Source organism: Lysobacter sp. A421, assembly GCF_054052145.1.
The window spans coordinates 1,179,246-1,203,097 of sequence record NZ_JBSVRL010000001.1 but is presented as its reverse complement, the minus strand read 5'-3'; the positions used below and the strand labels follow the sequence as shown (position 1 = coordinate 1,203,097).

Annotated in this window: 23 protein-coding genes; 15 read left to right on the top strand and 8 right to left on the bottom strand. The window is 65.7% G+C overall.

The window, feature by feature from the left end; all coding sequences use genetic code 11:
- Positions 1-118: 118 nt before the first annotated feature.
- Both tsf and rpsB read right to left on the bottom strand, forming a co-directional pair.
- Positions 119-1,003, bottom strand: coding sequence for a translation elongation factor Ts (gene tsf / locus ACW7G6_RS05450; RefSeq protein ID WP_456997681.1), 885 nt, complete (start codon positions 1,001-1,003; stop codon positions 119-121).
- Positions 1,004-1,074: 71 nt separating this feature from the next.
- Positions 1,075-1,998, bottom strand: a complete 924-nt coding sequence (rpsB, locus tag ACW7G6_RS05445; protein ID WP_456997680.1) for a 30S ribosomal protein S2 — start codon at positions 1,996-1,998, stop codon at positions 1,075-1,077.
- 382 nt (positions 1,999-2,380) lie between these two features.
- On the opposite strand from rpsB, the gene map reads away from it, so the two are divergent.
- The 13 genes from map (at position 2,381) to ACW7G6_RS05380 (ending at position 14,694) form a co-directional block, all read left to right on the top strand.
- Positions 2,381-3,157, top strand: a complete 777-nt coding sequence (gene map / locus ACW7G6_RS05440; protein WP_456979825.1) for a type I methionyl aminopeptidase — start codon at positions 2,381-2,383, stop codon at positions 3,155-3,157.
- Positions 3,154-5,775, top strand: a complete 2,622-nt coding sequence (gene glnD / locus ACW7G6_RS05435; RefSeq protein WP_456979824.1) for a [protein-PII] uridylyltransferase — start codon at positions 3,154-3,156, stop codon at positions 5,773-5,775. The genes map and glnD overlap by 4 nt, the downstream gene beginning before the upstream one ends.
- Positions 5,772-6,623 (top strand): 2,3,4,5-tetrahydropyridine-2,6-dicarboxylate N-succinyltransferase, encoded by an 852-nt coding sequence (dapD, locus tag ACW7G6_RS05430; RefSeq protein ID WP_456979823.1) that lies wholly within the window; start codon positions 5,772-5,774, stop codon positions 6,621-6,623. Before glnD ends, dapD begins: the two co-directional genes overlap by 4 nt.
- 29 nt (positions 6,624-6,652) lie before the next feature.
- Complete coding sequence (locus tag ACW7G6_RS05425; protein ID WP_456979822.1) at positions 6,653-7,012, top strand: Spx/MgsR family RNA polymerase-binding regulatory protein; 360 nt, start codon at positions 6,653-6,655, stop codon at positions 7,010-7,012.
- A complete protein-coding gene (gene dapE / locus ACW7G6_RS05420; protein ID WP_456979821.1) occupies positions 7,009-8,151 on the top strand; it encodes a succinyl-diaminopimelate desuccinylase in 1,143 nt (380 codons plus the stop codon). Before ACW7G6_RS05425 ends, dapE begins: the two co-directional genes overlap by 4 nt.
- A complete protein-coding gene (locus ACW7G6_RS05415; protein WP_456979820.1) occupies positions 8,148-8,621 on the top strand; it encodes a DUF1456 family protein in 474 nt (157 codons plus the stop codon). Before dapE ends, ACW7G6_RS05415 begins: the two co-directional genes overlap by 4 nt.
- Before the next feature lie 128 nt (positions 8,622-8,749).
- Entirely contained in the window at positions 8,750-9,052 is a 303-nt protein-coding gene (locus ACW7G6_RS05410) for an urease subunit gamma (protein ID WP_456979819.1), read from the top strand.
- On the top strand, positions 9,049-9,591 hold the full coding sequence (locus ACW7G6_RS05405) for an urease subunit beta (protein ID WP_456979818.1): 543 nt from the start codon (positions 9,049-9,051) through the stop codon (positions 9,589-9,591). The genes ACW7G6_RS05410 and ACW7G6_RS05405 overlap by 4 nt, the downstream gene beginning before the upstream one ends.
- Positions 9,584-11,293 carry an urease subunit alpha gene (locus ACW7G6_RS05400; RefSeq protein ID WP_456979817.1) on the top strand — a complete coding sequence of 570 codons (1,710 nt, stop codon included), beginning with the start codon at positions 9,584-9,586 and terminating at the stop codon, positions 11,291-11,293. The genes ACW7G6_RS05405 and ACW7G6_RS05400 overlap by 8 nt, the downstream gene beginning before the upstream one ends.
- 10 nt (positions 11,294-11,303) lie before the next feature.
- Positions 11,304-11,975 (top strand): urease accessory protein UreF, encoded by a 672-nt coding sequence (locus ACW7G6_RS05395; RefSeq protein WP_456979816.1) that lies wholly within the window; start codon positions 11,304-11,306, stop codon positions 11,973-11,975.
- Between the two features lie 25 nt (positions 11,976-12,000).
- On the top strand, positions 12,001-12,828 hold the full coding sequence (locus ACW7G6_RS05390; RefSeq protein WP_456979815.1) for an urease accessory protein UreD: 828 nt from the start codon (positions 12,001-12,003) through the stop codon (positions 12,826-12,828).
- Positions 12,821-13,567, top strand: a complete 747-nt coding sequence (gene ureG, locus ACW7G6_RS05385) for an urease accessory protein UreG (RefSeq protein WP_456979814.1) — start codon at positions 12,821-12,823, stop codon at positions 13,565-13,567. Before ACW7G6_RS05390 ends, ureG begins: the two co-directional genes overlap by 8 nt.
- A 41-nt stretch (positions 13,568-13,608) precedes the next feature.
- Complete coding sequence (locus tag ACW7G6_RS05380) at positions 13,609-14,694, top strand: HoxN/HupN/NixA family nickel/cobalt transporter (RefSeq protein WP_456979813.1); 1,086 nt, start codon at positions 13,609-13,611, stop codon at positions 14,692-14,694.
- 25 nt (positions 14,695-14,719) lie between these two features.
- On the opposite strand, the gene ACW7G6_RS05375 is transcribed toward ACW7G6_RS05380, so the two are convergent.
- From ACW7G6_RS05375 to ACW7G6_RS05360, 4 genes are all read right to left on the bottom strand, one after another.
- Entirely contained in the window at positions 14,720-17,053 is a 2,334-nt protein-coding gene (locus ACW7G6_RS05375) for a M20/M25/M40 family metallo-hydrolase (RefSeq protein ID WP_456979812.1), read from the bottom strand.
- A gap of 105 nt (positions 17,054-17,158) precedes the next feature.
- Positions 17,159-18,091 (bottom strand): rhodanese-like domain-containing protein, encoded by a 933-nt coding sequence (locus tag ACW7G6_RS05370; protein ID WP_456979811.1) that lies wholly within the window; start codon positions 18,089-18,091, stop codon positions 17,159-17,161.
- A 130-nt stretch (positions 18,092-18,221) separates the two neighbouring features.
- Positions 18,222-18,842, bottom strand: coding sequence for an NADPH-dependent FMN reductase (locus tag ACW7G6_RS05365; RefSeq protein WP_456979810.1), 621 nt, complete (start codon positions 18,840-18,842; stop codon positions 18,222-18,224).
- Between the two features lie 43 nt (positions 18,843-18,885).
- Complete coding sequence (locus ACW7G6_RS05360) at positions 18,886-19,752, bottom strand: pirin family protein (protein WP_456979809.1); 867 nt, start codon at positions 19,750-19,752, stop codon at positions 18,886-18,888.
- A gap of 130 nt (positions 19,753-19,882) precedes the next feature.
- Between ACW7G6_RS05360 and ACW7G6_RS05355 the strand changes: the two genes are divergently transcribed.
- Together ACW7G6_RS05355 and asnB are read left to right on the top strand one after the other, a co-directional pair.
- Positions 19,883-20,788: a LysR family transcriptional regulator gene (locus ACW7G6_RS05355; RefSeq protein WP_456979808.1), complete on the top strand. Its 906-nt coding sequence runs from the start codon at positions 19,883-19,885 to the stop codon at positions 20,786-20,788.
- Between the two features lie 303 nt (positions 20,789-21,091).
- Positions 21,092-22,786 (top strand): asparagine synthase B, encoded by a 1,695-nt coding sequence (gene asnB / locus ACW7G6_RS05350; RefSeq protein ID WP_456979807.1) that lies wholly within the window; start codon positions 21,092-21,094, stop codon positions 22,784-22,786.
- A gap of 25 nt (positions 22,787-22,811) precedes the next feature.
- Here asnB and ACW7G6_RS05345 read toward each other — a convergent pair whose 3' ends face one another.
- On the bottom strand, positions 22,812-23,333 hold the full coding sequence (locus ACW7G6_RS05345; RefSeq protein WP_456997679.1) for a hypothetical protein: 522 nt from the start codon (positions 23,331-23,333) through the stop codon (positions 22,812-22,814).
- Positions 23,334-23,367: 34 nt separating this feature from the next.
- Entirely contained in the window at positions 23,368-23,838 is a 471-nt protein-coding gene (locus ACW7G6_RS05340; protein WP_456979805.1) for a hypothetical protein, read from the bottom strand.
- Positions 23,839-23,852 lie beyond the last annotated feature (14 nt).

Genomic DNA, 23,852 nt, shown 5'->3' with positions numbered 1-23,852 from the left:
AGGCCGGTCCCTGAAGGGGCCGGCCTTTTTCTTGTGGGCTGCATGAACCATGCGTCATGGCCCATAAAAAAAACCGCGGTTGCCCGCGGTTTTTCATGACTGAAGCTTGCAGTTGGCTTTAAGCCAATCCGGCCTGCTTCATGACTTCGGCGTGGAAGTCGTCGGCCTGCTTCTCGATGCCTTCGCCAACGGCGAGGCGGGCGAAGCTGACCACTTCGGCACCGGCAGCCTTGAGCGTCTGCTCGACACTCTGGTTGGTGTCCAGCACATACGCCTGGCCGGTCAGGCACAGCTCGTTGATCGTTTTGGCGACCTTGCCGGAGATCATCTTCTCGAGGATTTCCGGCGGCTTGCCGGTGTCCTTGACCTGGGCCAGGGCGATTTCCTTCTCCTTGGCGATGAAGTCGGCGGGGACGTGGGCCGGCGAGATATACGGAGGATTCATTGCCGCGACGTGCATGGCCAGGCCGCGGGCGAGAGCGTCTAGGTCGGAACCGGGGTTGCCGCCCTTCAGCTCGACCAGCGCGCCGATGCGGCCACCGTGGACATACGCGGCAAGCGTGTTTTCGCTGTCGACACGGGCCATGCGCCGGACCTGCAGGTTCTCGCCAACCTTGGCGATGAGCGCCGAACGGGCCTCGTCAACGGTCTCGCCGGAAGCCAGCTTGGTGGCCTTCAAGGCGTCGATGTCGGCGGCCGCCAGGGCGGCGTTGGCGACGGTCTCGGTGAAGTTGATGAAGTTCTCATCCTTGGCGACGAAGTCGGTCTCGGAATTGATCTCCACCAGTACCGCCTTGCCATCGGCCTGGGCGGCGGCGACGCGGCCCTCGGCGGCGACACGGTCGGCCTTCTTGTCGGCCTTCGCCAGTCCCTGCTTGCGCAGCCATTCCGCGGATGCCTGGATGTCGCCATTGTTCTCGATGAGGGCTTTTTTGCACTCCATCATGCCGGCGCCGGTACGCTCGCGCAGCTCCTTGACCTGGGAGGCTGTGATCTCTGCCATGGGGTTTTACCTCGGTGTTCTGGGGGGATAGAGCCGTCGCGCGAGTGTCGCGCGACGGCGTGACAGCGGCCTTACTTCGTGGCGGGCGTATCGCTGGCCGGCTGGTCTTCGGCTGCCTTGGCGTCGGTTGCAGGCGCAACGTCTTCAGCTTCGGCGGTATCGGCCTTCACTTCTGCATCAGCGGCTTTCGGCGCGTCGTCGGTTTCCGCAGCAGCCTTCGGTGCTGCCGCCTTCTTGGCCGGAGCGCGGCGTGGCGCCTTGTCGGTGCCACCCTCGATGAAGTCTTCCTCGCGCACGCTGGCAGCCGACGGCGCAGCCGCCTTGCCTTCCAGCACCGCGTCGGCAGCGGCACGGGCGTACAACTGCACGGCGCGGATGGCGTCGTCGTTGCCCGGGATCGCGTAATCGACCAGGGTGGGGTCGTAGTTGGTATCGACCACGGCGATGACCGGGATGCCGAGCTTCTTGGCCTCCTTGATCGCGATGTCCTCATGGCCGATGTCGATCACGAAGATCGCGTCGGGCAGGCGGTTCATTTCCTTGATCCCGCCGAGCGAGGCCAGCTTCTTGTCGCGCTCGCGCTGCAGGCCGAGCACTTCGTGCTTGACCAGCTTCTCGAAGGTGCCATCGGTCTCGGCCGCTTCCAGCTCTTTCAGGCGCGCCACCGACTTCTTCACCGTGGCGAAGTTGGTCAGGGTGCCGCCGAGCCAGCGCTGGGTCATGTACGGCATGCCGCAACGCTCGGCTTCTTCCTTGATCGATTCGCGGGCGCTGCGCTTGGTGCCCAGGAACAGGATGACGCCGCGCTTCTGGGCGACGCCGGAGATGAAGTTCATCGCGTCGTTGAACAACGGGACGGTCTTCTCGAGGTTGATGATGTGGATCTTGCCGCGCGCACCGAAGATGTACGGGCTCATCTTCGGGTTCCAGTAACGGGTCTGGTGGCCGAAATGGACGCCGGCTTCCAGCATCTGGCGCATCGTGATCTGGGGCATTGGTGTAACTCCGATAAGGGAATCCGGCCGCCGGATAGGGTGGGGCGGCTGTCTCGGCGTGAACCGAGGCAAGGATTCCGGGGTTGGACTTCCCCGCTGCCTCCGTGACCGAACCTCGAGGCAACAAGCCTTGAAGCACCCCGGCACGGGCTTTGACAGCAGGTGTGTATTCGCCGGTGACGCCCGGCGTGGGCGAATCGCCAAGGCAGCGCCGTGGTGATCCGGGCAAGTATAGGGGTTGCCGACTGCGGTACGCAATTGCCGGCTCGTTTCGGTCCCGACAGGTCCGTCGCGAAGCGCCAATAGCTCGGTCAAGCGCCTTCCCAAGACCCGCAACGGGCAAGGGCTCATATAACGCAGGCAGATGGGCGATAATGTCCGGATGCCAGTCAATATAAAAACCCCCGAAGACATCGAGAAGATGCGTATCGCCGGCCGTCTGGCCGCTGAAGTCCTGCAGGTTGTCGCCCCGCATGTGAAGCCGGGCGTGACCACCGAGGAACTTGATCGCATCTGCCACGACCACATCATCAATGTGCAGAAGGCGACCCCGGCCAACGTTGGTTACAAGGGCTTTCCCAAGACCGTCTGCACCTCGGTGAACAACGTCATCTGCCACGGCATCCCCAACGAGGCCAAGGTGCTCAAGGACGGCGATATCGTCAATATCGACGTCACCGTGATCAAGGACGGGTGGCATGGCGACACCAGTCGCATGTATATCGTCGGGACCCCTTCGGTGCTGGCCCAGCGCCTGGTCGATGTCACCCGCGAGGCGATGTTCCGCGGCATCAGGGTGGTGAAGCCCGGTGCGACCCTGGGGGACGTCGGTCATGCGATCCAGCAGTACGCGGAGTCCGAGCGCTTCAGCGTGGTGCGCGAGTACTGCGGCCACGGCATCGGCAAGGTCTATCACGACGAGCCGCAGGTGCTGCATTACGGCCGTGCGGGCGAAGGGCTGGTGCTGGAGGCGGGAATGACCTTCACCATCGAGCCGATGATCAATGCCGGCAAGCGCCATACCCGGGTCCTGCCGGACGGCTGGACGGTGGTCACCAAGGACCGTTCGCTGTCAGCGCAATGGGAACACACGGTGCTGGTCACCGATGATGGCGTGGAGATCCTGACCCGCGTGCCAGGCGACGACAACGACCTATGAGCGACCCCGACCCTGGCGCCATTCAGGGCGGACAACAGGATGCGACATGGGCGGCCAGTGCCCGTGATGAGTTGGCCGTGCATGACGCCGGTTTTGCGGCCCGTTTCGACGCTGATGCCGACATCGACCGGTTGCTGGCCGAGCGTGCGGCGGCGGTGGATGTCGTGGTGCAGGCGGCGTGGCAGCGGAGCATCCCCGCGGACGCGGAGCTGGCGTTGTTCGCCGTGGGCGGCTACGGCCGTGGCGAGTTGTACCCGCAATCGGATATCGACCTGCTGGTGATGGCTGAGCCGGCGGCGTCCCGGGCCCACGCCGATTCGCTGGCCCGGTTCTTTGCCTTGCTGTGGGATTCCGGGCTGCCGGTCGGCCATGGCACGCGTTCGCTTGAGCAATGCACCGAGGCCTCGATCGAGGACATCACCGTGTTGACGGCGTTGCTGGAGGCGCGCCCGCTGGCCGCCAACGAGCATGAGCGCCGCGAGTTGCAAGGCGCGGTATCGCCCCGGCTGGTGTGGCCACCGCAGCAGTTCTTCGAAGCCAAGCGCGCCGAGTTGCGCGAGCGTCATGAGCGTTTCGACGACACCGCCGACAACCTGGAGCCCAACCTCAAGGAAGGCCCGGGTGGTTTGCGCGACGTGCAGACCCTGAACTGGATGGCGCTGCGGATCATTGGTACCGCCGACATGGAGTCGCTGGTCGCCTTTGGCCAGCTTGGCGCCGACGAGGTCGCCACCCTGGAGCGCGAGCGACGTGCGCTGGCGCGGCTGCGCTACGGCTTGCACCTGGTGGCCGGCAAGCGCGAAGAGCGGTTGCGTTTCGACTACCAGAAGTTGCTGGCGACCCGCCTGGGTTTCGAGGACGTGGGCGGCACCCTGGCGGTCGAGCAGATGATGCAGGGCTTCTACCGCAACGCCTCGCTGGTGCTGCGCATTGGCGAGCGCCTGCTGCAGCGCTTCGAGGAACAGTTGGAAGGCGAAGCCGAACCCGAACCGCTGGATGACCTGTTCGAATTACGCCGGGGCTACCTCGCCGCGCGCGACCCCGAGTGGCCGCACACCCCCGAGCAGGTGTTTGCGTTGTTCGCGACCTGGGCCGCGCGCGGTGAGTTGAGCGGCCTGCATTCGCATACTGCGCGGGCGTTGGCCGAGGCGCTGCCGACGTTCCCGGATTTCGGTCATGCAGCGCCAGCGCTGCGGCAGCAGTTCATGAAATTGCTGCGTGGCACGCAACCGGTCCGCACGCTGACCCGGATGGCGCGGCTGGGCGTATTGGGGCGCTGGATTCCGGCATTCCTGCAGGTTTCCGGGCGGATGCAGTTCGACCTGTTCCATGTCTATACCGTCGACCAGCACACCCTTGCGGTGCTGCGCAACCTGGCGTCGTTCGCGTCCGGCGGGCCGAGTGACCGTTTTGCGTTGGCCCACGAGGTCTGGCCACGATTGCGCAAGCCGGAACTGCTGTTGCTGGCGGCCCTGTTCCACGACATCGCCAAGGGGCGTGGCGGTGATCATTCGGTGTTGGGGGGCGAGGATGCGCGAGTGTTCTGCACCGCCATGGAGCTGACCGAGGTCGATACCGCATTGGTCGAATGGCTGGTACGCAAGCATCTGCTGATGTCGATGACCGCGCAGAAGCAGGACATCGCCGACCCGGACGTGATCCACCGCTTCGCCACCGCAGTTGCCGACCGCGAACGGCTGGACCACTTGTACCTGCTGACCTGCGCCGACATCGCCGGCACCTCGCCGAAGCTGTGGAATGCGTGGAAGGACCGGTTACTGGCCGACCTGTATGCCGCTACCCGGCTGGCGCTGCGACGCGGCCTGGAGAATCCCCTGGACGCCGCCGACCGCAGCGCGGAAACACGCCGCGCGGTGCACTCGATGCTGAGCGCGTTCGGCATTGATGATGCCGGGGTTGCCGAGTTGTTCGAGCGCATGCCGGCGTTGTCGTTCCAGCGCGGCCGGCCGGACCAGCTGGCCTGGCAGGCGGCCTCCCTGCGCGGCCTGGCGAGCGGCGGCACGCGGGTCCGGGTACGTGCGGTGGCCGCCCACACCGGTGCGCTGGAGGTGTTCGTGCACTCGCCGGATCGCGACGGACTGTTTGCGGCGATCGTCGCCGTGCTGGACCGCTGCGGCTTGGCGATCCAGCAGGCCAGGGTGCTGGACGGCCCCGACCACACGATCTTCGATACCTTCGAAGTGGTGCCGGTCGATCCGCGCCATGCACCGGTCGCCGATACGGTGGCCAACCGCCTCGCGCTGGCATTGGATGGCGCGCTGGAGGATATCCGGCCGGCCCGCCGCACCTTGCCCCGCCACCTGCGTCATTTCCGGATCCCACCGAGCATCGGTTTCAACGATACCGGCGATGGCCGCAGCACGCTCAGCCTGGTCTGCACCGACCGGCCCGGCCTGCTCGCCGATGTCGCCCAGGCCCTGCGCGACCAGGACCTGCGCGTGCACGATGCACGTATCGCGACCTTTGGCGCCCGCGCCGAGGACGTCTTCCAGATCACCGCCACCGATGCCGACGGCCACAACCAGCCGTTGGACGAGGGCCGCCAGGAGGCGTTGAGCATTGCGCTGCTCGCCTGCATTGAAGGAGAACACCAGTGAGTCCAGGCATTTCCGCGACCGATGAGCTGAGGGTGACCATCGAAGGCGCCTTCGCACGGCGCACCACGTTGACCTCGGCGGAAATCGAAGGCTCCACCCGGCCGGTCGTGGAGCGGGTGATCGAAGGCCTCGAGAACGGCGAGTTCCGCGTTGCCGAGCCCGACGGGGACGGTGGCTGGAAGGTCAATGAGTGGCTGAAAAAAGCCGTGCTGTTGTATTTCCGCACCCAGGACATGGAAGTGGTGGAGTCGTACCCTGCACCGTTCTGGGACAAGATCCCGGCGCGCTTTGGCGATTTCGACGAGGCTGCGTTCCGCCAACTCGGTGCGCGCGTGGTGCCCGGTGCGATCGTTCGTCGCGGCGCCCACATCGGCAAGGACGTGGTGCTGATGCCGAGTTTCGTCAATATCGGTGCGTACGTGGGCGAGGGCAGCATGGTCGACACCTGGGCGACGGTGGGTTCGTGTGCCCAGATCGGCAAGGGGGTTCACCTGTCCGGTGGCGCTGGCATCGGCGGCGTGCTGGAGCCGCTGCAGGCGACGCCGACGATCATCGAGGATCACTGCTTCATCGGCGCGCGTTCGGAGGTGGTGGAAGGTTTCATCGTCGGCCACCACAGCGTGATCGGGATGGGCGTCTTCCTCGGTCAGAGCACCCGCATCTACCACCGCGCGACCGGCGAGATCAGCTACGGTTCGGTGCCGCCATACAGCGTGGTGGTGTCGGGGCAGCTGCCGTCGAAGGACGGTTCGCACTCGCTGTACTGCGCGGTGATCGTCAAACAGGTCGACGCCAGGACCCGCTCCAAGACCAGCATCAACGAATTGTTGCGCGGGCTGGCGGATTAGCTGGATCGCGAACAACGGAAATGACCAACATGACCACTGTCTACGGCCTCACCAACTGCGACACATGCCGCAAGGCGCGCAAATGGCTCGACCGCTTCGGTATCGAGCATGCGTTCGTCGATTACCGCGACCAGCGCCAGGCGCCGGAGACGCTGCTCGAATGGAAGGAGCAGTTGGGCGGCTGGGACGCGATGATCAACAAGTCCTCGACCACCTGGCGCCAGCTGCCCGATAGCCGCAAGGCCCCCGGTTCCGACGCCGAGTGGAAGCTGCTGCTGAAGGAATACCCGCAGTTGATCCGGCGCCCGGTGGTGGTCACCGATGACGGCCAAGTCAGCCAGCGCTTCAGCGACAACGGCTTCAAGGCGCGGTTCGGGATCGACCCGTGAGCGATGTTGTCGATCTTGCCTGCGAGTTGATCTCGCGGCCTTCCGTCACACCGCATGACGGCGGATGCCAAGTGCTGGTTGCCTCGCGACTGGCGAGGGCCGGGTTCGTATGCGAATCGTTTCGTTTTGGCGCCGTCGAGAACCTGTACGCGACCCACGGTGATCCGGCCGCGCCCACCCTGCTGTTGCTGGGCCACACCGACGTGGTCCCGACCGGGCCGCGGGAAGATTGGTCCAGTGATCCATTCGTACCGGAGATCCGCAACGGCGTCCTGTACGGGCGCGGCGCCGCCGACATGAAAGGCAGCGTGGCCGCGTTTGTCGTCGCCGCCGAGCAGTTCGTCGCCGCCCATCCCGGTCACCCCGGCCGCATCGCATTGCTGTTGACCTCCGACGAGGAAGGCGATGCGATCGACGGCGTACGCCGGGTGACCGAGACCTTCCGCGGGCGCGATGAGCGCATCGACTGGTGCATCACCGGCGAGCCGTCATCCACCGCGGTACTGGGGGACCTGTTGCGCGTGGGGCGTCGGGGTAGCCTGACCGGCACCGTGGCCATGCGCGGCGTGCAAGGCCACGTGGCCTATCCCGACAAGGCGCGCAATCCAATCCACCAGGCGCTGCCGGCGCTGGCCGAGCTGGCCGCGCGGGTCTGGGACGACGGTTACCAATCGTTCCCGCCGACCAGTTTTCAGGTCAGCAACCTGCAGGCCGGCACCGGCGCGAGCAACGTGATTCCCGGCGAGCTGCAGGTCCAGTTCAACCTGCGCTACAACCCGACCTGGAGCGCCGCGCAGCTGGAGAGTGAATGCGAGGCGGTACTGCGGGCCCACGCGCTGGATTACACGATTCACTGGCATCGCAGCGGCGAGCCGTTCCATACCCCCGAAGGCCCGCTGCGTGCCGCCGCGCGTGACGTGCTGGCCGGCTTCACCGGCACCGCACCGGAAGAAAGCACCGGTGGTGGCACGTCCGATGCGCGTTTTATCGCGACCCTGGGCACCCAGTGCATCGAGGTCGGTCCGGTCAACGCCAGTATCCACCAGGTCGATGAGCACGTGAGCGTGGCGGACCTGGAAGCCTTGCCCGGACTATATTTGGCCCTGATCGAGCGGTTGCTGCTCGCGGAGACACCATGATCAACAACGACGTACTGCGCAGTATCCGTTTCATGCTCGACCTGAGCGACATCAAGGTGGTGGAGATCACCAGGCTGGCCGATCCTGATTTCCCGATCGAGAAGCTGGATGTGCAGGCGTTCCTGAAGAAGGACGAGGACGCGGACTTCATCGAGTGTCCCGACGACGTCCTCGCGCACTTCCTGGACGGGCTGGTACTGCACTGTCGCGGTCGCGACGAGAGCCTGCCGCCACGGCCGGTGGAAAAGCGGATCACCAACAACATCGTCCTGAAGAAGCTGCGTGTCGCCTTCCAGCTCAAGGACGTCGACATGCACCAGGTCTTCGACGCCGCCGGCTTCCCGATCTCGAAGCCGGAGTTGACCGCATTGTTCCGCCAGGCCGACCACAAGCATTTCCGTCGTTGCGGAGACCAGGTGCTGCGCAATTTCCTCAAGGGATTGACCCTGCGCCTGCGGGGCAGTGAGTAACGGTCAGCTGGGGCAGGACGTCGACGACGTACCTTTAACGCGGCTGTGGTTATACCGAGGGCCTGAAGTCACGCCACCTGTTCGCAGTGCGGCGTGTGCTTTTCGTGGCCTGCGCGTGGGAGGGTTCGATGTTCCTGAGTATGCACGAACAAGAACGGCTCATGATTTACCTGGCCGGCAAGCTTGCACTGGAGCGCAAGGCTCGCGGACTCAAGTTGAATCTGCCGGAAACCACCGCCGTCATCACCTCGTTCCTGCTGGAAGGCGCTCGCAACGGCGAGACCGTCGCCGACTTGATGGAGTCGGGCCGCAACGTGCTCGGGTGCGATGACGTAATGGAGGGCGTGCCCGCGATGCTGGCGCAGGTCCAGGTGGAGGCGACATTCCCGGACGGCACCAAGCTGGTCACCGTAACGGATCCGGTGGGATGAAGACCTCCAACCCGTTCGAGAATCCGGACTTCCGGCCCGCCAACCAAGACGAGCCACGACACGCCTCCGACGACCCGGGCCGGGATTATCCGGAAGGCCAGTCGGAATCCGAAGGTCCGACCCGGTCGTCGGGCATCTGCGGGCCAAGCGAGCCGCGCCGCCCGGGTACCGGCGAGCGGCAGGCGCCACGGCGCGAGTCGGCAAGTGAACTGAAAGAATCCGATCCGCTGATCCCCGGCGAGGTGCTGCTGGGGGAGGGCGACATCGAGATCAATATCGGGCTCGAGGTGACCACCGTCAGGGTGGTCAACGGAGCCGACCGGCCGATACAGGTCGGGTCGCATTTCCACTTCGCCGAGGTCAATGCCGCCCTCGAGTTCGACCGGTCGGTGGCCTGGGGCCAACGCTTGAACGTGCTCTCGGGCGGTTCGGTGCGGTTCGAACCCGGTGCCGTCGAGGAAGTGGAGCTTGTTCCGATCCAGGGGCAACGCGTTGTTCTCGGCCTGCGCGGGCTCTGTGGAGGCAAACTCGATGACTAGGGTTGCACGCGCCGAGTACGTTGCCTCCTATGGCCCCACCAAGGGCGACCGCATCCGCCTTGCCGACACCAGCCTGGTGATCGAGGTGGAGGAAGACCGTTGCGCGGGTGGCGATGAGGCCGTCTTTGGCGGCGGCAAATCCATCCGTGAGTCCATGGGGCAATCGAGTGCGACCCGCGCCGAGGGCACGCCGGATCTTGTCATAACCGGTGCGGTCATCCTCGATCACTGGGGGGTGATCAAGGCCGATGTCGGCATCCGTGACGGTCGCATCGTCGCACTGGGCAAGGCCGGCAACCCCGAGACCATGAACGGCGTGCATCCCGATCTCGTGATTGGCCCATGCACCGAGATCATGTCCGGCAACGGCTTGATCATGACCGCCGGCGCGGTCGACACCCACGTCCACTACGTGGGTCCGCAGATGCTGGAGATCGCGCTCGCCTCCGGAACCACCACGGTGGTCGGCGGCGGCACCGGGCCGACCGAAGGTTCCAAGGCCACACTGGCCACGCCCGGGTCGTGGTGGATGCAGCGGATGCTGGAAGGCTTCGATCCGTGGCCCCTCAATGTGTTGTTTCTCGGCCGTGGCAACACCGTTTCGCGCGAGGCCCTGTGGGAACAACTGCGCGGCGGTGTCGGCGGATTCAAGGTCCACGAGGACTGGGGCGCCACACCGGCGGCCATCGACGTGGCGTTGTCGGTGGCGGATGAATCCGGCGTCCAGGTCGCGATCCACTCCGACACCCTCAATGAAGCGGGCTTCGTCGAAGACCTGCTGGAGGCGGTGGCGGGGCGCACCTTCCACTCGTTCCATACCGAGGGCGCGGGTGGCGGCCACGCGCCGGACATCATCCGCATTGCGGGTGAGCCCAACGTGCTGCCGGCTTCGACCAATCCCACCCGTCCGTTCACGCACAACACGATGGACGAGCATCTGGACATGGTGATGGTTGCCCATCACCTGAATCCGCAGGTGCCCAACGACCTGGCGTTTGCCGAAAGTCGCGTCCGTGCCGGCACGATCGCCGCGGAGGATGTCCTGAATGACCTCGGCGCGATTTCGATCATGTCCTCCGACGCGCAGGCGATGGGCCGCATTGGCGAGGTTGTGATCCGCACCTGGCAGACGGCGCACCGGATGAAGAAGATCCGCGGCAGCCTGTCCGGCGATGGCCGTGCCGACAACCACCGGGCACGCCGCTACGTCGCCAAGTACACCATCTGCCCTGCCATCGCACACGGGCTGGAGAAACATATCGGTTCGGTGGAAGTGGGAAAAATGGCCGACCTGGTGCTGTGGCAGCCGGCTCTGTTCGGTGTGCGGCCGGCACTGGTGTTCAAGGGCGGCATGGCGGCCGTCGCCGCCCTCGGCGACCCCAATGCGTCGATCCCCACGCCTCAGCCCGTGCTCGAACGGCTCGGGTTCAACGTGCATACCCGCGCCGCCGCGTCCACCAGTGTCGCGTTCGTATCCCAGGTGGCCATCGACGACGGCCTCGCTGGCCGCTTGAACATCGACCGTCCGCTGGTTGCGATCGAGAATTGCCGGGGACGCACGAAGAAGGACCTGCCTGAGAACACGGCCTTGCCGCACATCGAAGTCGATCCCGACACCTATGCGGTCAGGGTGGACGGCGAGTTGATCGAGCACGAGCCCGCCACCGAGCTGCCGATGGCGCAGCGCTACTTCCTGTTCTGACGCGGCCAGGATGCCGTCCAGGGCTGCCCTGCTGCTGCTCGCCGATGGACGGTTGCCCGCCGGCGGCTACGCACATTCCGGCGGTCTCGAGCCGATCGTCCATATGCAGGACTTGAAGGACGCCGCCGACGTGGAACGCTTCCTGGAGGGCCGGGCGGCGACCACCGGCCTGGTCGCCGCGTCGTTTGCGGCCGCTGCATGCGAGGCTGCCCGCGCGGGCAATGCGCTCCTGCTGAAGGAACTGGACATCGAACTGGATGCCCGCATGCCATCGCCCACGGCACGCGCCGTTTCGCGCGCACTGGGTCGCCAGTTGCTGCGGGCGGCCTCGAGCATCCATCCGCACGTTTTGTTCGAGGGCCTGCAGGGGCGTCCACACCAACCGGTCGTCTACGGGGTTGCAGCGGCTGCGCTGGGGCTTGGTGCCCGTGATGCCGCCCAGGTCGTGCTGCACGATGCGGTTGCCGGGCCTGCCTCGGCAGCCGTGAAGGTGCTCAGCCTGGACCCGTTTGCCGTACACGCGGCACTCGTGCGGCTGACAGATTTTCTCGACGAGTTGACCGCACAGGCGGCCAGCCATGCGCGGACGCCGCCCATGGAATTGCCGGCGATGGGCTCACCCTTGCTGGACATCGCCGCCGAACATCACCACCGCTGGAAGGTGCGGTTGTTTGCCTCCTGAGCCGGCAGCCCGCAGCGCAACCACGATGATCGCGCGTGCATCGCTGGCGACCGAGCGGGTCGTGAGCGACAACGGCCGCGCAGTGAGCCGCGTTCGCGTGCTGCGGTCCCACGCCCCCCTCATGCTGCGACCGACGCTGCCGAAAGGCCGCGAACCGCTGGTTCATCGCATGACCGGCATCGCGCGGGTGTCGTTGGCCACCAGCGCCGCCGGCCCCCTGGGGGGCGACGATTTCACGCTGGACATCCACGTTGGCGCGGGCAGCACGTTGGTCCTGAACGAGATCTCGGCCACGCTGCTGCTTCCGGGCGCGCGGAGGGGGCGCTCACACATGCGTATCACCGTCAGGGTCGATGAGGGTGCAACGTTCTTGTGGCTGCCGGAGCCGGTCATCGCCGCACGCGGGTGTGATCATCTGCATGAGATCGACATCACGCTCGCCGCCGACGCACGCCTGTTCCTGCGCGAGGAGCTGTTGCTCGGGCGCCACCGGGAGCAGCCCGGGCATCTGACCCAGCACGTGCGCGTGATTCGAGCCGGTCGTTCGCTGTTTCAACAACAGCTTGTCCTCGGCCCGGCAGCGAAAGGATGGCGAAGCTCCGCCGTGCTGGGGGCACGCAAATGCATCGGCAGCGTGCTTGTCGTTGACCCCGCATGGCACACCCGCACACCCGGCACGCGCGTGCTGGGGCATGACGCGGCGTTGCTGTCCCTCGAAGGTCCCGGCGTCCTGGTGAGTGCGCTGGCGGACGACACGCTTGGGCTGCGCCGGCAGCTCGACCACGGTGTTACGCTGCTGGGGGAGCCGTGGGCACCGGCCACCGCATCGGCCACTGGAGACTGTCTTGACTGATCCCCGGAACACCACGCGAACCCGCTCGCTGCGCCTCGGCGTCGCCGGTCCGGTCGGCACCGGCAAAAGCACCGTCATCGCAACGCTGTGCCGCAACTTGAATGCGGAATTCCGCATTGGCGTGATCACCAATGACATCTACACCGACGAGGACGCCCGGTTCCTGCGCTCGGCCGGAGTGCTGCCCATTGAGCGGATCCGTGCGGTCGAGACCGGGTCCTGCCCGCACACCGCCATTCGCGACGACGTAACCATGAATCTGCTGGCCGTGGAAGATCTCGAGAAGGACTTCGCTCCGCTCGACATCGTCCTGGTCGAAAGTGGTGGCGACAATCTCACCGCAACGTTCTCCCCCGCGCTGGTTGATGCGCAGTTGTTCGTCCTCGACGTGGCCGGCGGCGGTGATGTCGCACGCAAGGGCGGGCCTGGCATTGCCCGCGCCGACCTTCTGGTCGTCAACAAGGTCGACCTGGCCGAGTACGTCGATGTCGATGTCGAGCAGATGCTGAAAGATGCGCGGGCCGCGCGTGACGACAGGCCGGTTCTCGCGCATTCGAAGAATCGCCGCGAAACCGACAAGCAGCTGTGCGACTGGGTCAGGCAGCTTCACACCGCGTTTGTCAACGGCACCCACTCGCCAAGCGACCCCGGCCCCATGGCACCGCACCATCACGCCAGCGAGGACGGCGGGCACGTTCACAGTCACGAACACGGCGGCCATACGCACCTACACCGGTAACGACGCTCCGGCCTTGCCGGAACTGCCAGGGAGCTTTCGTCATGCGATCGGTGCCGCCCACATCCAGCAAACTCACGGCATTGATCGGGATGGGTGTCGTCAACGCAGCGCTTTTTATCCTCGGCTGGGGCGCCTTCTTCCTGGTGGTCCTGCCCGGCGACTACATCATGGGTGGGCAGGTGGTGTTCGGGACCGGCCTGGCGGTTACCGCGTTCACGCTGGGGCTGAGACACGGTTTCGACCCCGACCACATCGCGGCGATCGACAACACCACACGCAAACTCGTCGCGGAGGACGGCCAGCACCCGGTCACGGTTGGCTTCTGGTTCGCACTCGGGCATTCCACCGTCGTCGTCGTCACGGTCTTGCTGCTGGTGGCGGGACTCAATGTGCTCGCCAGCCAGATCACGCTTGAGCACTCGACACTGACCTCGATCGCCAGCGTGTGGGGCGTGCTCGTTTCCGGCGTGTTCCTGTTGCTGATCGGCCTCATCAACCTGGTATCGCTGCAGGGAATCTGGCGGGTGTTCCGTAGCATGCACCGCCAGCAACTCGACGAGGCCGAACTCGAACGCCTGCTGACAAACCGCGGTGTGCTCAACCGGATTCTCGGTCCGGTCGCGCGCCGTGTGGACAAGCCGTGGAAGATGTACGTGGTGGGGCTTCTGTTTGGGCTCGGCTTCGATACCGCCACGACGATTGCGCTGTTCGTGATTGGTGGTACGGCCGCTCTCACCGCGCCGTGGTACGTGGTGCTGGTGTTGCCCATCCTGTTCACGGCCGGCATGACCCTCGTCGACACGCTCGATGGCGTGATCATGCATCACGCCTACGCATGGGCGTTCGCCTCGCCGGTACGCAAGGTCTATTACAACCTGACGATCACCATCATCTCGGTCGCCGTTGCGTTCCTGGTCGGTGGACTCGGGCTCATCGGTCTGGCAGCGGAAGCGTTTCCCGGCAGCTCCGGATTGCTGGGCTGGATCGCGGCCCTGGATATCGAGAACCTGGGCTATGTGATCGTGGCCATCCTGGTTTTTACCTGGCTCGCGGCATCCGCTTACTGGAGAATCGCGAAAGTGGAATCCCGGTATTCGGGTGACGACGGTCGCGCCGCCGACACGTGAGCTACATGGGCGCCGGCGACCGCCGCTAGTCCTCCAGCGTCAGCTCGGTCCACGACCAGCTCGAGTCGCCGGGACCGGATGGCACGGCGACCGCGTCGCGGGCATGCACCACTTCGGCCAGCCCGGCCGGCACACCGTGCGATCGGTCATAGGCGTAGAGGGTGACGGGTTCGCCGGCAGCGACCTTGAACTCGAATGTCGCGCCTTCGTCCGGCAAGCCGACCAGCGCGATCTTGCGCCACGTGGTTTCCTGCGCGTGCCAGCGCGACGGAGCCAGTGCCTGGCCCTGGACCCGGATCGATGCGACGTCGACGCTGCCGGGCAGGACCAGACCGCCTTCGATCGCGCCCCGGACGGAACGCAGGCGGAGCCGCAGCTGGCGTTTGCCGTCGATCACGACGTCTTGTTCCAACTCAAGGACCGGTGGCGTCAGTACCGGGCCATCGGGACCCGCGAAGCCCCGGCCCGACCACGGCAAGACGCGCTCCGATTCCGAGGCAAATCCGTTCTCCCGCAGGAAGCCGGCGGGCAGGTCTGCTCTGGGTTGCAGAAACACCCGCGCGCCTGAATCGGTGCCCACGTAGGCCAGGTTCATCGGTCGCGGGACATCGGCATCGAACGCTGGCCGCGCGAGTGCCAGCACGGCGCATGCAATCGTCGCCAACAACGCCGCGCCACCCAGCACGACTTCACCGCGGCCCAGCGACCTCAACGCCGGTATCAGAGGCAGCAACACCAGGCCGGTCAGCAGCATCGCTGCCGGCAAGCCCGGATGGCCGATGGCGCTGTAGCTGTCCACCGCATAGGGGAACCACAACGCCGCGGCGACCACCGCCGCGACTCCCGCCCACACGCGATGACGCCCAGGCCAGGCGTGGCCACACAGTGCGCCGGCCAACAGCGGCAACAGCCCCATGTGACTGGCGCCGGGCATCGCCATCACGGCGGCGATCGCGATGGCCGCAAAAGGAAGCAAGCTCGCGGCGGCAGCGGTCGCCTCGCCGCACCATCGCTGGAGCAGCCATCCCGCCAGCAGGGTCACTGGCAGGGCCAGCAACACGAAGGTCGCAACCAGCATGCCGCCCTGGGCCGTCCATGCCGCCGGCATCGCCCCCAATGCCTGCATCACCGAGTGGATCGCCCAGCCGATTCCGCCCAACATGGTCAGTCCGGCGAACATGCCGGCTCCGGCACCAATAAGCGGCAAGACCCGAACCGTACCGTCGCGGAGCAGCCGCACTACCAGAGCCAGCCAGGCGGCCAGGCCCAGTACCAACAGCCAGACATTCCAGGTGACCGGCCAGCCGGCCAGCGCGGCCCCGAACACGTTGAAGAACACCGCGTCGTGACTGGATTTCAGCGGAACTGTGGCACTGGCCAGCGCGCGCGCCATGGCCAGTGCGTTGTCGCCATGTTGCTGCAACGACCCGGGATCCAGGTGGGCGATGTCATCCAGTGGCGTGTGGTATCGCGCTGCGCCCCGGGCCCAGGCGAAGTTGACCCCGACCAGACCCTCGCGCCGGTAGACGGTGAAGTCGGTGTCGTTGGGCAGGGTCTTGTAGATCTCGTAGTCCAGCGATGAACTGCCCGGTCGCGACAGCGCACGACGCACGGTCGAGACGATTGCGGAGTTGCCCGGCTGGGTCTCGATCAGCAGGCTCGCACCGGTGGTGCCGCGAGCCTCCAGGTTCACCGCCGAGCGGATGTGCTTGAACTCCGGTTCGCGCGCGAAGGCTTCCGCGCCGATCAGGCCCAGCTCCTCGCCATCGTTGGCCAGCAGCCAGACATCCCGCGGCAATGGCGGGCCGGCCTGCAACGCACGTGCGACCTCGATGATCGCCGCGACCCCGGCGCCATCGTCGGAGGCACCCGGCCCGGCGGCCACCGAGTCGTAATGGGCCGACAGCAATACCGCGTCCTCGGCACTCGCACCCGCCAGCCTGGCGACGACGTTGTCGACCGTCGCGCAGGTGTTGCCGCCGCAAGCAAAGCGACGCTGGACTTCGGCATCGATCCCCAGCCGTGCGAACTCGGCCACTATGCGGTCGCGCACCGCGGCGTTGGCGGGGCTGCCGGTTGGGTGGGGGCGTTCATCGCCGAGGATGCGGACCAGCACCTGTTTTGCCCGCGCGGCCGAGAATGCCTCGGGTGGCGCATCCATGCCAAGCGGAGCCGGCGGCCGGTTGCCACGCAGCGACAACGCCGCGACCAGCACGAACAACGCCAGCAGAATGGTCGATGCCAGCTGCGAGCCGGCCGGCCCTGCTCCAGTCGGTCGCGCCTCAGTTGGTCGAGTACCAGTCAGTCGAGCCCGGGCTGCGCGCAGACCCGCGCCAATGGATGGTGTCGTGTGCGGCATCTTCTTCCCCAGGCCAACCGGAAACGGCCTGCCGATGATAGCCGTGATCCGGCTGCACCCGTCATGGCATGCAACGCGGCGACGGTCAGCGCCGCAGGGGGTGCTTCAACGCTTGTCCTGCGACGCCTGCGCGATGGGAAAGCCGTGGGCATTCCAGGCCTCGAATCCACCCGCCAGCGGACGCACGTGCTTGAAGCCGCGGCTCTTCAGCTGCCGGGCGAGCAGTGCCGCTGACGCTTCGTTGGGACAGTCGCAATAGATGATCACTTCCGGCTGGGCGGCCAAATCCAGCTCGGCAATGCTGGAGGCCGCGATCGCGCCGGGGATCCAGCCCGACAGCTGGCGTTGATCCGCCGGACGCACATCCAGCACCAGTGGATTGATGCCGGTTCCCATCAATTCGTGCAGCTCGGCCGGCGAAATGCGCGCCATCTGGATCAGGCGGATGAAACGCTGCCGTTTCCAGACTTTGCGCAGGACAAATACCGTGATGGCGGCCAGCAGCAGGATCAGACCGATCCGCCCAAGCGACTCCAGCCGCATCAGGACATCGTTCACGGCCTCGTGGAAGATCGCGCCGGTGGCAACCGCGACGCTCGCCCACAGTGCCGCGCCGATGCCGTCGTAAAAGGCAAAGCGGCCCAGGCCGGTCCGGGTCTGGCCCGCCAGCGTGGTGGCCAGTGCGGCGAAGCCGGGAATGAATTTCGCGACGATCAGCGATGGCGCGCCCCAGCGCGAATAGATGCCCTGGGTGGTGCCGACGCAGGAGTCCGGTGAAAGTGAAAGGCGGCAAATGAAGCGGATCATCGGCCCGCCGAACCGGCGCCCGCCGGCATACCAGAACGCATCGGCCAGCACGGCTGCGACGGTGGAGACCAGCAGGATCGACCACAGGCTGTCGCCCGACTGCACGGCCATGGCGCTGGTCACGACGATCGGTGGATACGCCGGCACCGGAACGCCGCCCTGGTCCAGCAGGACGGCGATGAACACGACCCACAAGCCGTAGTTCTCGATCAGGTGGATCAATGCATCCATGGGGTTCCAGGCTCTTGCGAGCGCAGGTTTCTACGAGGGCAGGCTTCCAGGGTGATTGTTCATATCGGCGCAGGCGAGCGCAAGAGCAACCGCTGCCTTGCGCCCGATGACATGCCTGTCGATGGTGCGGTCAGGCCGGTGTTGCCACCGGTGTGGCCGATGCGGCTTGCGTGGGTTCGGCTGCCCGCGGGCGCAGGCTTGCCAGCGCGCCTGTCCACTTGGCCAGTTCGTCCAGCATCTGCTGCGCGGAATGGTCAATCAACTCGTTGGAAACAAAGATGCCTTGTTCGTCCAGCGATTGGCCCACCATTGGCACGGCAACGCCTTCGACCATCGGCATCATCTTCAGGGTGGTGACCAGTTGCTTGGCCATCTGCACCGCGCGCAGGCCGCCGGACACGCCGCCGTAGCTGACGAAACCGCAGGCCTTGTAGTTCCACTCGCGGTAGACGTAGTTCAACGCGTTCACGAACGCCGGCGGCGGGTTGAAGTTGTACTCCGGGGTCACAAACACGAACGCGTCGGCCGCCGACACGCTGGCCGACCAGGCCTTGGTGTGGGCGTGCTCGTATTGCTGCATGGCGGGGTGGGTTGGCTCGTCGTAGACCGGCAGGTTGAAGTCCGCCAGATCGACCAGCTTGACGTCGAACGCGCTGTGTTCGGCAGCGAAATCACTGAACCAGCGCGCTACGGCAGGACCGACACGGCCCGGGCGGGTGCTGGCAATCACGACATGGAGTTGGGGTTTCACGTGGTGCTCCTTGAGAGTGGTCGAGGTGGGGGTTTCGTGTCAGTCAGTGCGGCATCCGTCCGAATTGACCGCTGTTGAAGTCGGTGATCGCCTGGTGGATCTCGTCCTGGGTATTCATCACGAACGGGCCGTGGCCGACGATCGGCTCGTCGATCGGCTCGCCGCTGAGCAGCAGCACGGTGGCATCGCTGTTGGCTTCCAGCAGCACGTCGCTGCCGGCGCGGTCCAGCATCACCATCTGCGCCTCGCGGGCGATCTGGCTGCCGTTGACCTGCACGGTGCCGCGCAGGACGATCAGCGCCGCGGTATGGCCTTCGGGCAGCTCGAATTCGCTGGAATGGCCTTGGTCCAGGCGCACGTCCCACACATTCATGGCGGTGAAGGTGCGTGCCGGTCCCGCATGACCGGCGTACTCTCCGGCAATCACCCGGACCCGGCCGGCGTCGCCGGGCAGGGCTACCGACGGGATGTCGGCGTTCAGCAGGTTCTGATAACCGGGCGGACTCATCTTGTCCTTCGCCGGCAGGTTGACCCACAGCTGCACCATCTCCAGCGTGCCGCCGGTGCGGGTGAACTCATGCGAGTGGAACTCCTCATGCAGGATCCCGGACGCGGCGGTCATCCACTGCACGTCGCCGGGGCCGATCTTGCCGCCCGCGCCGGTGGAATCGCTATGCTCGACCTCGCCTTCATAGACGATGGTGACGGTCTCGAAACCACGGTGCGGATGCTGGCCGACGCCACGTGGCTGCGCGGCCGGGTCGAACTTCATCGGTCCGGCGTAGTCCAGCAGCAGGAACGGGCTCAGGTGCGCGCCGTGGCTGTTGTAGGAAAACATCGAGCGGACGGGGAAGCCGTCGCCCACCCAATGCGGCTTTGGGGCGCTGTAGATGCCGAGGACCTTCTTCACCTTGATCTCCTGTTGGCTGGGCCGGGATGGTTCTGGGCCGATGGAGATAGCTTAATTTCATGACGATTGATCCGGAAGTCCCCGTTTCCTATCCTCATCGTTCTGTTTAAAGAACGATGAGGCGGTCGCCATGCAGGATCTCAACGATCTGTACTACTTCGTGCAAGTGGTCGATCACCGCGGCTTCGCGCCGGCGGGGCGTGCGCTGGGTGTCCCCAAATCCAAGCTCAGCCGGCGCATCGCGATGCTGGAGGAGCGGCTGGGCGTGCGCCTGATCCAGCGCTCTACGCGTCGGTTTTCGGTCACCGAAATTGGCCAGCAGTACTACGGGCATTGCAAGGCGATGCTGGTGGAGGCGCAGGCGGCGCAGGAAGCCATCGACCTGACCCGCTCCGAACCCTGCGGCATCGTCCGCCTCACGTGCCCGATCACCTTGCTGGACGCGAACGTCGGCGCGATGGTGGCCGATTTCATGGTCGACCACCCGGGAGTATCCGTTCACCTGGAGGCGACCAACCGTCGCGTGGACGTGGTCGGCGAAGGCATCGACGTGGCCATCCGCGCACGCACGCCACCACTGGAAAACAGCGACCTGGTGATGCGGGTGCTGGCCGTACGCACCTCATGCCTGGTGGCCAGTCCGGCGTTGCTGGCCGGCCACACGTTGCCGATGATGCCGGTCGATTTCACCGGCCTGCCGAGCGTGGATCTCGGACCGCCGCAACCGCAACATGTCTGGTCGCTGCAAGGCCCGGAAGGTGCCTCGGTCGCGATCCCGCACCAGCCCCGGCTGGTCACCGATGACATGAATGCCCTGCGCGTCGCCGCGATTCGTGGCGTCGGCATCGCGCAGTTGCCGACCATGGTGGTCAGTGACGCGTTGAAGCAGGGCGCGCTGGTGAAGATCGCCCCGGAATGGGCGTCACGAAGCGGCATCGTGCATGCCGTGTTTCCGTCAAGGCGCGGACTGCTGCCCTCGGTGCGAAGCCTGATCGACTACCTGGCGAGGCGGTTCGAGCAGCTTGATCAGGACTGAAGCCACGGGACACTTGCGCAGATGCAGGCACCTTTCGGGCGAGTGCTTGCGCGCGGTAGGCATATGGAGCAGGATCGGCCAATGATCCTCGTTGTCTCCCAGCTTGCATTCGCGTCCGCAGTGACCGGTTCCGGTCCGTGTGCGGCGCATTGTGCTGTGCAGTTCAATTCGAATAATAACGTCAGCCTCCCGCAGGCCGGCGATTAGCGAACGCGACAAACGCTCAATCGATCCCCAAGGCCTGCACTGCGAAGTGCGGGCCTTTTTATTTTCTGCGCCTCAATGTCCTCACGGAGCCAACCCATGTGTTCAATCTTCGGCATCTTCGGCCTGCAACCCGGCGACGACCTCCTGCAACTGCGGCAGCGGGCGTTGGAACTGTCACAACGCCAGCGTCACCGCGGTCCTGACTGGAGCGGGGTGCATCTGGACGACGGCGCGATCCTGGTCCACGAGCGCCTTGCCATCGTCGACCCGGCTGGCGGCTCGCAACCGCTGCGTTCGGCCGATGGGCAACTGGTGCTCGCGGTCAATGGCGAGATCTATAACCACCGCGAGCTCGAGGCCTCGCTGGAGCAGCCCTACGACTTCCAGACCGGTTCGGATTGCGAGGTCATAAGCGCGCTGTTTCGGGAGGATGCCGATATCGCCGGCTGGCTGAACCGTCTCAACGGGATCTTCGCGTTCGCGTTGTGGGACCGGGAGCACCAGCGTTACCTGATTGCGCGCGACCCGATCGGCGTGGTGCCGCTGTACTGGGGTCACGACGGCAGCGGCCGGCTGTGCGTGGCTTCGGAGATGAAGGCGCTGGTGGAGGTCTGCAACGATGTCTCCCAGTTTCCGCCGGGGCATTACTACGACAGCCGCAGCGGTGAACCGGTGCCGTACTACCAGCGCCCGTGGCGCGAGCACGACGCCACCGTGGGCGTGGAGGTCAGCCCGCGCGAACTGCGCGAAGCCTTCGAGGCCGCGGTGCACCGGCAACTGATGAGCGACGTGCCTTACGGGGTATTGCTGTCGGGTGGCCTGGATTCGTCATTGGTGGCGGCCTGCGCGGCACGCTTCGCACGTAAGCGCATCGAGGACGATGACAGCTCCGAAGCCTGGTGGCCGCGGCTGCACTCCTTCGCGATCGGCCTGGAAGGCTCGCCCGACCTGGCAGCTGCCGAGATCGCCGCCGAGGCGCTGGGCACCGTCCACCACGGTTTCACCTACACCATCGAGGAAGGTCTGGACGCATTGCCGGAGGTGATCCGGCATGTCGAGACCTATGACGTGACTACCATCCGCGCGTCCACGCCGATGTATTTGCTGGCGCGGCGGATCAAGGCGATGGGGGTCAAGATGGTGTTGTCAGGCGAGGGCAGCGACGAGATCTTCGGCGGCTACCTGTACTTCCACAAGGCACCCGATGCTCGCCAGTTTCACGAAGAGTTGGTGCGCAAGATCGACGCGCTGCACAACTACGATTGCCTGCGCGCGAACAAGTCGATGATGGCCTGGGGCGTGGAGCCGCGGGTGCCGTTCCTCGATGTCGAATTCCTCGAAGTAGCGATGAGGATGGACGCGACCGCGAAAATGGTCGGGACCCGAGCCGACGGGACGCGAAGGATCGAGAAGGCCGTGTTGCGTGAAGCTTTCGAAGGCTACCTGCCGGACTCGATCCTGTGGCGGCAGAAGGAGCAGTTCAGCGATGGCGTCGGCTACGGCTGGATCGATGGCCTGAAAGCGCACGCCGCCGCGCAGGTGAGCGATCGCGAAATGGCGGCCGCGGCAAACCGGTTTCCGGTCAACCCGCCGCAAAGCCGGGAGGCGTATTTCTACCGGCGGATCTTCGAGCGATTGTTCCCCGGCGAGGCCTGCGCGCAAACGGTGCCGGGCGGCAAGTCGATCGCCTGCTCGTCACCCGCCGCGATTGCCTGGGATGCGGCGTTTGCCGATGCGGCCGACCCGTCGGGCAGGGCGGTCGCCGGAGTGCATGCCGCGGCGATCGCCTAGGGTTTCCCGGTGTCGGCCGGGTCGGTCACTCCAGGACGTAGGACCGGCCTGACCATCTGAGCGACTCGTAGTCGCCGCATTCCATGCACGAGTACCAGCGGACCTCGTCCGTGCCGTTGGCCTGCAGGGCGCTGAAACCGGCCTCGCCGGGATACTCGAAATGCTGCACCAGGGCGCCATCGCGGGTAATCGCGAGGAAGCGGCCGTTGCTGCCGGAACCGGTTTCAAACACGCCCACGAAGACCTCTTCGCCGCCCTTGGCCTTGTCCAGCTGCGAATGCAGCCGGAAGGAGAAGCCGGATTCCGCGTAGTGGGCGATCGCCATTTCCGGGATGCGGCCGTGGAGCAGGGCGTCGTCGAGCGCACTGGCCTGCGTCCAGGACGGATTGAAACGGTCGATTGGAACTCCGGTGATGGTTGTGGAGCTCGGCGCGAACTCGATGTCGTACCACCACGCGGCAACCGGCGCGTCGGATGGAGTGTCCGTGGCAGCGCCACCGGGCGCGGCGCAGGCGATCAGCAGCAATGCGGCGACCAGTGTCGTCAATGCAGCCCGTGGTGTCGCCCAACAGCGAAGTCGATTACCAGTCCACATGCCAGTGCCTCCCTCCTGCAGCGCGGGGTTCGCGCAGGACCGACGCCCCGAGTTCCTGGATCCGGGCCTCGATCAGGTCGAGTTCGCGGTGGCTGCCGCTTGGCCAGCTGATGTCGCGGGCCGTATTGGACAGATGGTTGGAGACCTGGGCGCCGCGGGCACGGGCCTGCTCAATCAAGGCCTCGAAGGCATCGACCGTCTCCGTCTCGGTCGCGCGCGGATAGCCGCGGAACCACTCGTCCATCTCGGTGATGTGCCGCGTCATGCGGTAGGTGGTGAGGAACTCCCCCCGGCTGACGCGGATCCGCTGCGCCATGAGCTCCGCTTGCCTTCGTATCGTGCGTGCCCTTCCGGTAATGCGGATTCTGGCGTCGGGGAATTCGAGCTGGATGGTTCGAATCAATTCGTCGATATTGGCCGGCCGTGTCTGTACGGCTGCCCGGGCGGTGGTCTGCATATCCCCTCCTTGGG